The sequence below is a fragment of the Agrobacterium sp. LEGMi-208b genome (assembly GCF_059511785.1).
Map to the genome: position 1 here is coordinate 1,461,876 of NZ_CM183445.1, position 14,299 is coordinate 1,476,174.

Annotated in this window: 15 protein-coding genes and 1 tRNA gene; 5 read left to right on the forward strand and 11 right to left on the reverse strand. The window is 59.5% G+C overall.

All coding sequences use genetic code 11. The features are described 5' to 3' along the window. Positions 1-36: 36 nt before the first annotated feature. Positions 37-666: a uracil phosphoribosyltransferase gene (gene upp, locus AC5YUO_RS07280; protein ID WP_400815870.1), complete on the forward strand. Its 630-nt coding sequence runs from the start codon at positions 37-39 to the stop codon at positions 664-666. Between the two features lie 135 nt (positions 667-801). Continuing rightward, on the forward strand, positions 802-1,323 hold the full coding sequence (locus AC5YUO_RS07285; protein ID WP_496154766.1) for a TIGR02281 family clan AA aspartic protease: 522 nt from the start codon (positions 802-804) through the stop codon (positions 1,321-1,323). On the opposite strand, the gene deoA is transcribed toward AC5YUO_RS07285, so the two are convergent. The 10 genes from deoA to AC5YUO_RS07335 all read right to left on the reverse strand — a co-directional run bounded on the left by deoA (position 1,316) and on the right by AC5YUO_RS07335 (position 10,542). Next, a complete protein-coding gene (gene deoA / locus AC5YUO_RS07290; RefSeq protein WP_496154822.1) occupies positions 1,316-2,632 on the reverse strand; it encodes a thymidine phosphorylase in 1,317 nt (438 codons plus the stop codon). The genes AC5YUO_RS07285 and deoA overlap by 8 nt on opposite strands. Beyond that, a complete protein-coding gene (gene deoC, locus AC5YUO_RS07295; protein WP_496154767.1) occupies positions 2,629-3,402 on the reverse strand; it encodes a deoxyribose-phosphate aldolase in 774 nt (257 codons plus the stop codon). The genes deoA and deoC overlap by 4 nt, the downstream gene beginning before the upstream one ends. 2 nt (positions 3,403-3,404) lie before the next feature. Then, complete coding sequence (locus tag AC5YUO_RS07300; protein WP_496154768.1) at positions 3,405-4,205, reverse strand: purine-nucleoside phosphorylase; 801 nt, start codon at positions 4,203-4,205, stop codon at positions 3,405-3,407. Further along, complete coding sequence (locus AC5YUO_RS07305; RefSeq protein ID WP_162936796.1) at positions 4,205-4,594, reverse strand: cytidine deaminase; 390 nt, start codon at positions 4,592-4,594, stop codon at positions 4,205-4,207. Before AC5YUO_RS07305 ends, AC5YUO_RS07300 begins: the two co-directional genes overlap by 1 nt. Before the next feature lie 19 nt (positions 4,595-4,613). Further along, a complete protein-coding gene (locus tag AC5YUO_RS07310) occupies positions 4,614-5,585 on the reverse strand; it encodes an ABC transporter permease (RefSeq protein WP_496154769.1) in 972 nt (323 codons plus the stop codon). Positions 5,586-5,591: 6 nt separating this feature from the next. Further along, positions 5,592-6,695, reverse strand: a complete 1,104-nt coding sequence (locus tag AC5YUO_RS07315; RefSeq protein WP_400815861.1) for an ABC transporter permease — start codon at positions 6,693-6,695, stop codon at positions 5,592-5,594. A 7-nt stretch (positions 6,696-6,702) separates the two neighbouring features. Beyond that, positions 6,703-8,208 (reverse strand): ABC transporter ATP-binding protein, encoded by a 1,506-nt coding sequence (locus tag AC5YUO_RS07320; protein ID WP_496154823.1) that lies wholly within the window; start codon positions 8,206-8,208, stop codon positions 6,703-6,705. Positions 8,209-8,291: 83 nt separating this feature from the next. Further along, on the reverse strand, positions 8,292-9,284 hold the full coding sequence (locus tag AC5YUO_RS07325) for a BMP family lipoprotein (protein ID WP_400815859.1): 993 nt from the start codon (positions 9,282-9,284) through the stop codon (positions 8,292-8,294). Positions 9,285-9,498: 214 nt separating this feature from the next. Continuing rightward, positions 9,499-10,149 (reverse strand): peptide-methionine (S)-S-oxide reductase MsrA, encoded by a 651-nt coding sequence (gene msrA / locus AC5YUO_RS07330; protein WP_496154770.1) that lies wholly within the window; start codon positions 10,147-10,149, stop codon positions 9,499-9,501. Positions 10,150-10,224: 75 nt separating this feature from the next. Continuing rightward, on the reverse strand, positions 10,225-10,542 hold the full coding sequence (locus AC5YUO_RS07335) for a hypothetical protein (RefSeq protein ID WP_496154771.1): 318 nt from the start codon (positions 10,540-10,542) through the stop codon (positions 10,225-10,227). Positions 10,543-10,763: 221 nt separating this feature from the next. On the opposite strand from AC5YUO_RS07335, the gene AC5YUO_RS07340 reads away from it, so the two are divergent. Next, positions 10,764-10,853: transfer RNA gene (locus tag AC5YUO_RS07340), tRNA-Ser, on the forward strand. A gap of 2 nt (positions 10,854-10,855) precedes the next feature. On the opposite strand, the gene AC5YUO_RS07345 is transcribed toward AC5YUO_RS07340, so the two are convergent. Further along, the gene (locus AC5YUO_RS07345; RefSeq protein WP_496154772.1) at positions 10,856-11,116 is read right to left on the reverse strand and encodes a hypothetical protein; all 261 of its coding nucleotides are present in this window, start codon (positions 11,114-11,116) and stop codon (positions 10,856-10,858) included. Positions 11,117-11,162: 46 nt separating this feature from the next. On the opposite strand from AC5YUO_RS07345, the gene dnaK reads away from it, so the two are divergent. Then, positions 11,163-13,064 (forward strand): molecular chaperone DnaK, encoded by a 1,902-nt coding sequence (gene dnaK, locus AC5YUO_RS07350; protein ID WP_496154773.1) that lies wholly within the window; start codon positions 11,163-11,165, stop codon positions 13,062-13,064. A 90-nt stretch (positions 13,065-13,154) separates the two neighbouring features. Then, positions 13,155-14,291, forward strand: a complete 1,137-nt coding sequence (dnaJ, locus tag AC5YUO_RS07355; protein WP_003507223.1) for a molecular chaperone DnaJ — start codon at positions 13,155-13,157, stop codon at positions 14,289-14,291. The last annotated feature ends 8 nt before the right edge of the window (positions 14,292-14,299 follow it).

Below are 14,299 nucleotides of genomic sequence, written 5' to 3' on the forward strand. Positions count from 1 at the left end.
AATTACAGGGCATAAGATAAAAGGAAGGCCAGTTTCATGGACGGCGTCACAGTCATCGAACATCCGCTGGTGCGGCACAAACTCACCATCATGCGCAAGAAGGAAACTTCCACGGCCGGCTTCCGCCGCCTGCTCAGGGAAATTTCGACGCTGCTCTGCTATGAAGTGACGCGCGACCTTGAAATGACGATGGAAACCATCGACACGCCGCTCGAAACCATCGAGGCACCGGTGCTCGAAGGCAAGAAGCTGGTTTTCGCTTCCATTCTGCGCGCCGGCAACGGCCTGCTGGAAGGCATGCTCGAACTCGTTCCTTCGGCGCGTGTCTCCCATATCGGCGTTTATCGCGATCACGATACGCTGGAAGCGGTCGAATATTATTTCAAGGCTCCTGAAAGCCTCGACGCCCGTCTCATCATCGTCGTGGATCCGATGTTGGCAACCGGCAATTCCTCCATCGCCGCCGTTGAAAAGCTGAAGGAGCGCGGCGCCAAGAACATCCGCTTCCTGTGTCTGCTGGCTGCACCCGAAGGCATCAAGAATTTCCGTGAAGCCCATCCCGATGTGCATATCTACACAGCCGCCATCGACAGGCATCTGAACGAGAAGGGCTATATCGTTCCCGGCCTCGGCGATGCCGGCGACCGCATGTACGGTACCAAATAACACCGTTCATCATTGCTTAACCGTTTGAGCCATTCGCCGCACGCAACGCGGCGGATGGCTTTTTTCTTTTAAGATTTCAGCATGTTTTGCGCCTATGCTGCACAGGGACAACCCCTGCCCTTAAGGAGCAATCACTTGCTGGCGCGTGCGATTTTTCTGCTTGTCGGTCTTTCGGTTAGTGCCACGCAAATTCCAGCGCTGATGGAAAAATTTCAGTCACGCCCGGAAACCGGCGTGGCAAAATCCGGCGCCACCGCCGAAGTTTCCAGGCCGCAGCCGGTTTCGCTGGGCAGCGTCAGTCTGAAAGCGGATACGCGCGGTCACTTCAACGCCACCTTCCGCATCAACGGCAAGTCCTTCGACGGGATGGTCGATACCGGCGCCTCCATGGTGGCGATCAACGAGACGATTGCACGCCGGCTGGGTTACGGCGTCAACAGCCTCGATTTCAAATATGCGATCTCGACGGCCAATGGGCAGACCCTGGCGGCGCATGTGAAGCTTGACCGGGTAGAGATCGGCGCAATCCGCGTTCAGAATGTCGATGCCATGGTGCTGAAGGACAATGCGCTGAGCAACATGCTGATCGGCATGAGCTTTCTGAAACAATTGTCGTCTTTCAAGGTGTCCGGCGGCGAAATGCGGCTGGTCAGGTGATCCGCTCGAGGATAGGTGCCGCGATTTCCGGGGCGCTGTCCGCAATCCCATAACAGCCCTCTATTCTTTTGATCGCACGTTCCGCATCTTCGCTGGACCCTGCGTGAACGACGGCGATCGGCTCGCCCTTCTCCACCCTCGCCCCAAGCGGCAGAATACCCGAAATACCGACTGCCGGATCGATGGTGTCCGAGGGCTTTGTTCTGCCGCCGCCGAGTTCGACCACGGCAATGCCGAGATCGCGCGTTGCGCAGGATGCGAGCCAACCGCTTCGCACAGCGGGAACCGGGAGAATGACCGGCGCAGAGGCCAGGTAACGGGATGGATGTTCGACAAAGTCCGACGGGCCGCCCAGTGCCGAAACCATCCGCGCAAAGACCTCCATGGCGCGGCCGGAGGAAAGAGCCGACGACGCCAGCGCCTCGCCTTCCTCCAACGTCGCGGCTTTTTGAGCCTGCACGAGCATTTCCGCCGCAAAGGACAGAACCACTTTTTTGAGACGTGTGCCGGCCTTGCGACCGGCCAGAAACTCCAGACAATTGACGATTTCGACGGCATTGCCCGCCGCATCGCCAAGCGGCTGGTTCATGTCGGTGATCAGCGCGGCCGTCGGCAGGCCCGCGCCATTCGCTACATCGACCAGCGCGCGGGCGAGAATGCGGGCATCCTCCAGGCTTTGCATGAAAGCGCCGTTGCCGACTTTCACGTCGAGAACCAGCGTCTCAAGCCCGGCGGCCAGCTTCTTCGAGAGAATGGAAGCCGTGATCAGCGGGATGGAATCGACCGTCGCGGTCACATCCCTGATGGCATAGAGGCGTTTATCGGCGGGTGCGAGATCGCCCGTCTGGCCGATGATGGCGCAGCCAACCGTCTTCACTGTCCGGCGAAACAGCGCCTCGTCCGGCATAACGTTATAACCGGGGATCGCTTCCAGCTTGTCCAGCGTGCCGCCGGTATGGCCAAGACCCCTGCCGGAAATCATCGGCACGGCAAGACCGCAGGCGGCAACGATGGGGGCGAGCATCAAAGAGACATTATCACCGACGCCCCCGGTGGAATGCTTGTCCGCCACCGGTCTGCCGAGATCACTCCAGGACAGGACATCGCCGCTGTCGCGCATGGCAAGCGTCAGCGCCACCATCTCATCGCGGTTCATGCCGCGAAAGAACACCGCCATGGCGAAGGCGGCCGCCTGCCCTTCCGAGATGCCGTCTTTGGAAAGCGCCTCGATGAAAGCGGCGATCTCCTGCGGCGCAAGCGACAGGCCATCACGTTTGCGGCGGATGATTTCCTGCGGGATCAAGCTCAGTACCCGCTGGCGGCCTTGGCCGGTTCGCCGCCGGCCAGCACGTTCAGCACGTCATCGAGAATGCCCGAGGCACCAAAACGGAAAGTGGACGGCATGGCCCAGTTGGGCGCCATGATGGTTTCCGCCAGCCGCAGGTAAAGTGTCGCGTCCTCCACCGTGCCGATGCCGCCGGCGGGCTTGAAGCCAACTTTCTGCCGGCTGTCGCGGATCGCCTGCAACATGATATCGGCCGCTTCCAGCGTGGCATTGACGGCGACCTTGCCGGTCGATGTCTTGATGAAATCCGCCCCTTCGGCGATGGCGATCTCGGAGGCGCGGCGGATCAGCGCCTTGTCCTTCAACTCGCCGGTTTCGAGAATGACCTTGAGCAGCACGGGTGCCACGCAGGCCTTGCGCACGGCGGCCACCATGTCGGAAACGGCCGCTTCATCGCCGGCGATGAATTTGCGATAGGGGATCACCAGATCGATTTCGTCGGCGCCGTCGCGGATCGCCACTTCGGTTTCCGTAACCACGGTCGCGATATCGAGATCGCCCGAGGGGAAATTGACGACGGTGGCGATGCGGATCGCGTGTTCTTTTCCGAAAGCAGCCCGGGCCTGTGCCACGAAACGCGGCCAGATGCAGATCGCGGCGGTGTTGCCATAATCCGTATGCGCGCGCTGGCACAGGGCAGCGATCTGCTCCGGCGTGCAGTCTTCCTTGAGATTTGTCAGGTCCAGCAAGGACAGAGTGAGGGCAGCCGCTTCGCGCGGACGCTGGAGTTCCATGGTCACGCTCCTCCTGCGATCATTTCCTTCAGAATAGCGGCAAGCCTCTTGCCACCCACGGGAGCCATGTCCTTGGTTTCTTCATGGCTCAGTTCCGCACCGGTCATGCCGGCGCCGTAATTGGTAATAACCGATGCAGCGGCAACACGCATCCCGAAAAAGCGGGCGAGGATGACTTCCGGCACCGTGGACATGCCGACGGCATCCGCACCCAGCAACCGCGCCATGCGGATTTCCGCCGGCGTTTCGAAGCTTGGGCCGGAGAACCACATATAGACGCCGCCGAACAGGGGCACCGTTGCACGGATCGCGGCATTGCGCATGGCGAGCATCAAATCAGGATCGTAAGCCGTGGTCATGCCGACGAAGCGGCGGTCGCTTTCCTCGCCGATCAGCGGGTTCATGCCGGAATAATTGATGTGATCGGTAATCTGCATGACCGAGCCGGGCGGCATATCCTGCCTGACCGAACCCGCCGAATTGGTGAGAATGAGCGACTGCACGCCGAGACCGGCCAGCGCCCCGATGATCGCACGCATGGCGGACGGATCGCCCTTCTCGTAATAATGCACCCGGCCGGAGAGCATCATGACGGGCTCACCGCCAAGATAGCCCGCCACCAGCTCGCCCGCATGGCCGGAAACGCCGCTTGCGGGAAAACCGGGAAGTTCGGCATAGGGCACCCGGATCGGATCGCCCACCTCCTCCACCAGAGAACCGAGGCCAGAGCCGAGAACGATGGCGATGCGCGGCATCAGGCCGTTCAGGCGCTCCACCAGAATATCGATCAGCGTATCCGGCATCAGGGCAGCTCTGTCTTGAAGCTGAAGGGCAAAAGCTCTTCCATGGTCATGACCTTCTGGACACCGGTTTCATCGCAGAGATAGACTTTCGTCTCCGGCGTGGCGAATTCGGCGATCTTCTGCCGGCAGCCGCCGCAGGGCGGGCAGAGAGCGAGCTTTTCGGCGATGACGGCGATTTCGCTGATCTTCTTGGCCCCGCCCATGATCATGGCGCTGATGGCGGAAGGTTCGGCGCACCAGCCCTGCGGGAAAGAAAGATTTTCGATATTGGCACCCTTGTAGATCTTGCCGTCTTCAGCGCGGATCGCCGCACCGACCGGGAATTTCGAATAGGGTGCATGGGCAAAGGCCATGGCCTCCACCGCCGCCTCGAACAGGGCATGCGACATCGGGTCTTGTGACATGGATTTAACGCTCCTTCGCATAGGCAACGCCACCGGCCTTGGGCGGCTTGGCGACGCCGATGAAACCGGCAAGCAGGATGCAGGTCAGAATATAGGGCATGGCCTGGAATATCTGCACCGGCACTTCGCCGATGCCGGGCACGGATTTGCCCTGCATGAAGTTGGCGAAGGCATCCAGAAAACCGAAGAGCAGGCAGGCGAACATGACCGGCACCGGCTTCCATTTCGCGAAAATCAGCGCCGCGAGCGCGATATAACCCTTGCCGGCCGACATGTTGGCGATAAAGGCGGCTGATTGCGCAACGGCGAGATAGGCGCCTGAAAAGCCGCAGAGGAAACCGGCAACGATGACGGCGCGGAAACGCATCCATGTCACCGAAATGCCGGCCGTATCGACGGCACCCGGGTTTTCACCGACGGCGCGCAGCCGCAGGCCGAAACGGGTGCGATAAAGCACCCACCAGGAAAGCGGCACAGCCAGAAAGGCGAGATAGGTGAGGATATTGTTGCCGGAAATGACATTGGCATAAAGCGGGCCGATGAAAGGCACCTCGCGCATCGCGTCCCCGCCGGGCAGGATGATCGGGGCAAAACGTCCTTCGCCCGGAAGCTGCGGCGTGCGGCCGCCCTGGCCGAACCAGGCCTGCCCCAGAACCACGGTCAGGCCGGCGGCAATGAAGTTCAGCGCCACGCCCGACACGATCTGGTTACCGCGATTGGTGATGACGGCGAAACCATGGATCAGCGAGAACAGGATGGAGACCGCGATGCCAGCCAGTAGACCGGCCCAGGGATTGGCAGTGATATAGGCAACACAGGCAGACGCGAAGGCCGCAGCCAGCATCTTGCCTTCAAGCCCGATATCGAACACGCCCGCACGCTCGGAAAAAAGCCCGGCAAGGGCGGTGAACAGAAGCGGGATGGTGAGGCGGACGGTCGAGCCGAGAATGCTGACCAGCATGTCGAAGAAATCCATATCAGCTCACCCCTTTGCCAGACGCTGGTAGATGCGGACGACCGCCGGCCGGTACATATATTCCAGCGCGCCGGCAAACAGGATCACCAGACCCTGGATGACCACGATCATCTCGCGGGTAATGTTGGGCATCTCGAAGGAAAGGTCTGCACCGCCCTGATAGAGAATGCCGAACAGCAATGCCGAGAAGATGATGCCAAGCGGGTGACTTCGCCCCATCAGCGAAACGGCGATGCCGACGAAACCCGCACCGCCGACAAATTCCACCTGCAGGCGGGCGGAGGCGCCCATGACAGGGTTCAGGGCCATCATGCCCGCCAGTCCACCGGAAATGAGCATGGCGATGATGACCGTGCGCGCATAGGGAATACCGGCATAGATGGCTGCCGACGGGCTGATGCCGAGCGTACGCATCTCGTAACCGAGCTTGGTGCGCCAGATCAGCACCCAGACGAGGAAACACATGACCAGCGCGATGATGAAGGAGACGTTGAACGGCGCCGGCCCGAGCTTGAGGCCGAACAATGCCATCAGCCAGTCCAGCTTCGGCAATTGCCCGCCCGGCAGGAAGGTACGCGTTTCCGGCGCCATCTTGCCCGGTACGATCAGCACGTTGACCAGGAGATAAACCATCAGTGCCGCGGCGATGAAGTTGAACATGATGGTGGTGATGACGACATGGCTGCCGCGCTTGGCCTGAAGCCATGCCGGAATGAAGGCCCAGGCCGCGCCGAAAACCGCAGCACCGATGACGGCGAAGGGCATCGTCACATACCAGGGCACGTAACGATCAAGCGCCAGCGCCACCAGCGCCGCACCCAGCCCGCCAATATAGGCCTGACCTTCGGAGCCGATATTGAACAGGCCCGCATGGAAAGCCACGGCGACGGAGAGGCCGGTGAAAATGAAGCTCGTCGTGTAAAACAGCGTGAAGCCGATGGCGTCGCCACGGCCGAGCGCACCTTCGATGAGCAGGCGAAGCGCCGCCAGCGGATTTTCACCGATGGACCAGACGACGAGGCCGGAAATCAGAAAGGCGGTGACGACGTTCAGCAAAGGCAGCAGGCCGTAGCTGATCCAGTTTGGCAGGGGGGTGGAAGCGGTGCTCATTCATGCCTCATGCGGCGATGCCGGCCATCATCAGGCCCAGCGTCTGTTCTTCGGCTTCCGCCGTTTTTTCTCCAACGACACGGCCGGCGAACATGACCATGATCCGGTCCGAAAGGGAACGGATTTCATCGAGTTCAACCGAAACCAGCAAAATCGCCTTGCCGGCATCGCGCATTTCGATGATGCGGCGATGGATGAATTCGATGGCGCCGATATCCACGCCGCGTGTCGGCTGGCCGATAATCAGCATCTTCGGGTCGCGTTCGATTTCGCGGGCGACGACGATCTTCTGCTGGTTGCCGCCGGAAAAATTGGCGGTCTTCAATTGCGGGTTCGGCGGGCGGATATCGTATTTCTCGATCTTTTCGACCGCATCCTTGCGGATGGCCTCGGGGTTGAGGAAAGGTCCTTTGCCGTATCGCTCATCATGGTGATAGCCGAGGATTGAGTTTTCATATTCCTCGAATTTCAGCACCAGCCCCATATGGTGGCGGTCTTCCGGAATATGCGCGAGACCGAGCCTGCGCAAGATTGCCGGATCGGGGCGCTCTACCTTCTGGCCATCCACCCATATCTCTCCCGAAGCGGGCTTGCGGATGCCGGCGATGGCTTCGAGCAGTTCCGACTGGCCATTGCCTGCCACGCCGGCAATGCCGACGATTTCACCGGCGCGGACATCGAGCGAGACATCGTCCACCATGGTGACGCCGCGGTTATCCTTGACGGTCAGATTGCGGATGGAGAACAGAACATCACCCGGTGTCGTCTCGCCCTTTTCCACCCGGAGCAGCACGCGACGGCCAACCATCAGTTCGGCCAGCTCCTCGACGCTGGTTTCTGAGGTCTTGCGGGTCGCCACCATTTCGCCGCGGCGCATGACGGAGACGGAATCCGTGATCGCCATGATCTCGCGCAGCTTGTGGGTGATCAGGATGACGGTCTTGCCCTGCTCGCGCAGGACGCCGAGAATCTTGAAAAGGTGATCGGCCTCAGCCGGGGTCAGAACACCGGTCGGCTCATCGAGGATCAGGATTTCGGCGCCACGATACATGGCTTTCAGGATTTCGACGCGCTGCTGCAGGCCGACAGGCAGTTCTTCGATGACCGCATCCGGATCGACTTCCAGACCGTAATCGTCCTCCAGACGCTGCAACTCCTTGCGGGCCGCCGCCCGGCCCTTGGCGAGCGATGCGCCGCCTTCCGCGCCTAGCATGACGTTTTCAAGTACGGTGAAGTTTTCCACCAACATGAAGTGCTGATGCACCATGCCGATGCCGGCATTGATGGCCGTCTGACTGTCACGGATCGCGACGGGCGTGCCATTCACCCGGATTTCACCGGCATCCGCCTGGTAAAAACCGTAGAGGATCGACATCAGGGTCGATTTTCCGGCACCGTTTTCCCCGATGATGCCGTGGATCGTGCCCTTGGCAACGGTCAGATTGATATTTTTATTGGCGTGAACGGCACCGAATTTCTTGTCGATGCCCACCAGTTCGATTGCAGGGTCCATACTCAAACCGAAACCTCTCCGAAGGCTGGATATGAAAAGGGCGCAAGATGAAAAATCATCATGCGCCCCCGTTACATATCATATCATTTCGGGCAGGAATTATCCGCCATATAGTCATGAACCTTGACGGCGCCGGAGATGATATCAGCCTTCGCCTTGTCCACGGCGGCGGTCATTTCCGGCGTGATCAGGGCCTTGTTGTTGTCGTCAACCGCGTAAGCCACACCGTCTTCCTTGACGCCCAAAGCAACGATGCCGGGGGTGAACTTGTCGTCCTTGGCATCCTTATAGGCATTGTAAACCGCCAGATCGACGCGCTTGACCATGGAGGTCAGAACGGAACCCGGATGCAGATGGTTCTGGTTGGAATCGACGCCGATCGAGAACTTCTTGTTATCGGCGGCGGTCTGCAACACGCCGATACCGGTCGCACCGGCCGCCGCGTAGATCACGTCCGCGCCCTGGTCGATCTGGTTCTTGGTGAGTTCACCGCCGCGCACCGGATCGTTCCAGGCAGCACCCGTGGTGCCGGTCATGTTCTGGAAGACTTCGATCTTGTCGTTGGCCGCCTTGGCGCCCTGGGCATAACCACAGGCGAACTTACGGATCAGCGGAATATCCATGCCGCCGATGAAGCCGACCTTGCCGGTCTTGGAAGCCATGCCGGCCAGAAGACCAACGAGGTAGGAGCCTTCATGCTCCTTGTAGACGACGGATCGGACGTTCGGCAGCTCGACGACGGAATCGACGATGACGAATTTGGTGTCAGGGAATTCGGCTGCAACCTTTTCCATGGCCGAGGTCCAGGCGAAGGAAACAGCGACGACCGGGTTGAAGCCCTTGCTGGCGAAGTTGCGGATCGCCTGTTCACCCTGCGTGTCGCTGGTCGGTTCGAAGTCGCGGTATTCGATGCCCGTTTCTGCCTTGAACTTTTCAGCCCCGGCCGCAGCGGCTTCGTTGAACGATTTGTCGAACTTGCCGCCCGTGCCATAGACCAGCGCCGGCTTGATATCTGCGGCGAGCGCGGAAGCCGACATTGCGGCGAGCGCAAAAAGCGTCAGAAGGGATTTTTTCATTGTGCAGCCCTGTTGTTGCAATTGATATTTTAAGGGTCCTCCCGCAAACCCGTTGACCGGGAATGTCTGCGGAACCGCCAGCCGTTTTCCCGGCTGTGCTTGGCTCATATCCTTGCATGGCTCAATGAAAAATTCATCCGGTTTTTTTGACCCGGTGGAAAAACTTTATTCTGGCGTTTTTTTGGTCTTTCCACCGGAGCGACCTGCAAAAAATCTAGTCGATATTGCAGCTTACGCCGGTTCCCCTCAGGCCGCAGTAGCCGCCCGGGTTCTTGGCAAGATATTGCTGATGATAGTCTTCAGCGTAATAAAACGTTTCAAGCGGCCCGATCTCGGTGGTGATGGCGCTGCCATGGCCGGCCTCGTCCAAAGCCTCCTGAAAAGCATCGCGCGCCTTCTGCGCCTGCTGCAACTGCCCTTCCGTCGTCGCGTAAATGGCGGAACGGTAGGTCGTGCCGACATCGTTGCCCTGCCGCATCCCTTGAGTCGGATCATGCTCCTCGAAGAATATCTTCAGCAGACCCGAGAGCGAGATAACCGCCGGATCGTAGACAACCTTGACTACTTCGGCATGGCCTGTCTGGCCGGTCGTCGTTTCCTGATAGGTCGGGTTGCGGGTGAAGCCGCCGGCATATCCGACCGCCGTTACCCACACGCCCGGCGTTTTCCAGAAAAGCCGCTCCGCGCCCCAGAAGCAGCCCATGCCGAGATAGATGATTTCCAGACCATCCGGATATGGCCCCTTCAAAGGCCGGCCATTCACGAAATGGTTTTCCGGCACCGCAAGCGCCTCTTCACGGCCGGGCAAGGCCGTTTCTTCAGTCGGCATCGTCGTTTTTTTTGAAAGCGTATCGAACAGGAACATTCGGTCCTCCATGCGGCCAGTTCAGCCGCTTCTCATGGTTCACGTCTGCGGGCGCTCAATTCGACAGACACGAGGTCAGGCCGATAAACGCCTCATCGCCTTGTGCTTCCTGTAACCCGCCATCCAGAAGAGCAGGGAAAGCGCCAGGGAAACGGCAAATGCGGGCACCGCCGACAGGGCATTTTCAATGAAGCGCCACGCTTCAGGGTGAATATAGTGAGCCATGGCCGCTTCCACCATGGTACGGGAGGCAGGAAGAAGATAGTTCCAGGCGGACAGGATGCCGGTGATGTTGACCGAGGATGTGGAAACCGAGCGGATCGAATCGAGCACGCCCAGAAAAACCGCCGCAACGAGGAAAAGAAAGCTCAAAAACCGCAAAAAAGCTTTCATTGGGGACACCTCGCTTACGATCTGCCGGTCAGACAGCCATATTTTGAAATCTATAATGCATCGATAAAGGTGGAAAAACCGGTTTGCAATCGCATCGGAACACAGGAAATTGCCGACATTTCAAAAAACTGTCAGATTCGTGTTGATCCCTGCGAATTCATCGGTATATATCGCGCCGTTCCAGTGATTTGCATTCTTCAAAACATGCAGATTTGAAAAAAGGACAGGTGGCCGAGTGGTTTAAGGCGCACGCCTGGAACGCGTGTGTGCGTGAAAGCGTACCGTGGGTTCGAATCCCACCCTGTCCGCCATTTCACCCCACCCCGATGCCGTTAAAAGCAAGTCTCACCGGTTCGCTCCCCGCGATGTCGAACGATGCCGCCGTGTAGCGCTTCAGCCGCGTTTTCCCGCTTCCGCAAGCCGCGATGGCTATGCTTCTGCACAGACAGGGGTTTCTTGCGCTTTTTTGCTGCGCTTCACCCTCTCTTGCGCCTTGCAGCAGGAAAAATCGCTCCTTATATACGCCGCAGAACTGCAGCAAATACTGCAAATCCAAGTCAAGGAGTTGCCACAAGAATGCCTCACGGGGTTCCGGCAGCTCGCTTCAAGGAGAGAAGAGCATGGCAAAAGTAATCGGTATCGACCTTGGCACGACCAATTCCTGCGTCGCAGTGATGGACGGCAAGGACACGAAAGTAATTGAAAACGCGGAAGGTGCACGCACCACGCCGTCCATGGTGGCATTTTCCGACGATGGCGAACGCCTTGTCGGCCAGCCGGCCAAGCGCCAGGCGGTCACCAACCCGACCAACACCCTGTTTGCGGTCAAGCGCCTGATCGGCCGCCGTTATGAAGACCCGACCGTCGAAAAGGACAAGGCCCTCGTTCCCTTTGAAATCGTCAAGGGTGACAATGGCGACGCATGGGTGAAGGCGCAGGACAAGCCCTATTCCCCTTCGCAGATTTCCGCGATGATCCTTCAGAAGATGAAGGAAACGGCTGAATCCTATCTCGGCGAAAAGGTCGAGAAGGCCGTCATCACCGTTCCGGCCTATTTCAACGACGCGCAGCGCCAGGCAACCAAGGATGCCGGCCGCATCGCCGGTCTTGATGTTCTGCGTATCATCAACGAGCCGACTGCGGCAGCACTCGCTTATGGCCTCGACAAGAAGGACGGCAAGACCATCGCCGTTTACGACCTTGGCGGCGGCACCTTCGATATTTCCGTTCTGGAAATCGGCGACGGCGTCTTCGAAGTGAAGTCGACGAACGGCGATACCTTCCTTGGCGGTGAAGACTTCGACATGCGTCTGGTCGAATATCTGGCCGGCGAGTTCAAGAAGGATCAGGGCATCGACCTGAAGAACGACAAGCTCGCTCTGCAGCGCCTCAAGGAAGCTGCCGAAAAGGCGAAGATCGAGCTTTCGTCCTCGCAGCAGACCGAAATCAACTTGCCCTTCATCACGGCTGACGCTTCCGGTCCGAAGCACCTGACGCTTAAGCTCACCCGTGCCAAGTTCGAAAGCCTGGTCGACGATCTGGTGCAGCGCACCGTCGCGCCTTGCAAGGCAGCGCTCAAGGATGCCGGCGTTTCCGCGTCCGAGATCGACGAAGTCGTTCTCGTCGGTGGCATGAGCCGCATGCCGAAGGTGCAGGAAGTCGTCAAGCAGCTGTTCGGCAAGGAGCCGCACAAGGGCGTGAACCCGGATGAAGTGGTTGCCATGGGCGCCGCCATTCAGGCCGGCGTTCTGCAGGGCGACGTAAAGGACGTTCTGCTGCTCGACGTGACCCCGCTGTCGCTCGGTATCGAAACGCTGGGTGGTGTCTTCACCCGTCTGATCGATCGCAACACGACGATCCCGACGAAGAAGAGCCAGACCTTCTCGACCGCCGAAGACAACCAGTCGGCCGTGACCATCCGCGTTTCGCAGGGCGAGCGTGAAATGGCCCAGGACAACAAGCTGCTCGGCCAGTTCGACCTCGTTGGCCTGCCGCCGTCGCCGCGTGGCGTTCCGCAGATCGAAGTTACCTTCGATATCGACGCCAACGGCATCGTGCAGGTTTCCGCCAAGGACAAGGGCACCGGCAAGGAACAGCAGATCCGCATCCAGGCCTCCGGTGGTCTGTCCGACGCCGACATCGAAAAGATGGTGAAGGACGCCGAAGCCAATGCCGAGGCCGACAAGAAGCGCCGCGCCGGTGTGGAAGCCAAGAACCAGGCCGAAAGCCTCATTCACTCCACTGAGAAGTCGGTGAAGGAATATGGCGACAAGGTTTCCGAGACCGACCGCAAGGCGATCGAAGACGCCATTGCCAGCCTGAAGACCGCTGTCGAAGCCGCTGAGCCTGACGCAGACGACATTCAGGCCAAGACCCAGACCCTCATGGAAGTCTCCATGAAGCTCGGTCAGGCCATCTACGAAGCACAGCAGGCGGAGGCCGGCGATGCTTCTGAAGGCGGCAAGGATGACGTCGTCGATGCCGACTATGAAGAAATCAAGGACGACAAGAAGTCCGCATAATCGCGTGACCTTCCGTCTCCTGGCAACATATGCAAGACATCCGGCTGCCGACGTGCAGCCGGAAATCCATTTGCGGGGCTTGTTAACTTAATGGCGAAAGCAGACTTTTACGAAACACTTGGCGTCAGCAAGACCGCGGACGAAAAAGAGCTGAAAAGCGCCTTCCGCAAACTCGCGATGAAATACCATCCGGACAAGAACCCGGATAACGCCGAATCCGAGCAGAAATTCAAGGAAATCAACGAAGCCTATGAAACGCTGAAGGACCCGCAGAAGCGCGCGGCCTATGACCGTTTCGGCCATGCGGCCTTTGAAAATGGCGGCATGGGCGGCGGTGGCGGCTTTGGCGGCGGCGGTTTCGCCAATGGCGGCTTCTCGGATATTTTCGAAGACATCTTCGGCGAGATGATGGGTGGCGGTCGTGCGCGCCGGTCTTCCGGTGGTCGCGAGCGCGGCGCCGATCTTCGCTACAATATGGAAATCACGCTGGAAGAGGCCTTCACCGGCAAGACGGCGCAGATCAGGGTTCCGACCTCGATCACCTGCGATGTCTGTTCCGGCTCGGGCGCAAAGCCCGGCACGCAGCCCAAGACCTGCGCCACCTGCCAGGGATCTGGCCGCGTGCGCGCGGCGCAGGGCTTCTTTTCCGTGGAACGCACCTGCCCCACCTGCCACGGTCGCGGACAGACGATCTCCGACCCCTGCGGCAAGTGCCATGGCCAGGGCCGTGTAACGGAAGAGCGTTCGCTTTCCGTCAACATTCCCTCGGGCATCGAAGACGGCACCCGCATTCGCCTGCAGGGCGAAGGCGAGGCCGGCATGCGTGGCGGTCCGGCAGGCGATCTCTATATCTTCCTGTCCGTGCGTCCGCATGAATTCTTCCAGCGGGACGGTGCCGATCTTTATTGCACCGTGCCGATCTCGATGACCACGGCAGCGCTTGGCGGCACTTTCGATGTGACAACGCTCGATGGCACGAAATCGCGCGTCACGGTTCCGGAAGGCACCCAGCCGGGCAAGCAGTTCCGTCTGAAGGGCAAGGGTATGCCGGTGCTGCGTTCTGCGCAGACGGGCGATCTCTATATCCAGATTCAGATCGAAACACCGCAGAAACTCAGCAAGCGTCAGCGCGAGTTGCTGCAGGAGTTCGAGCAGTTGTCCTCCAAGGAGAATAATCCGGAATCTACGGGCTTCTTCGCCCGGATGAAGGAATTCTTCGACGGCTGATTGTCGCC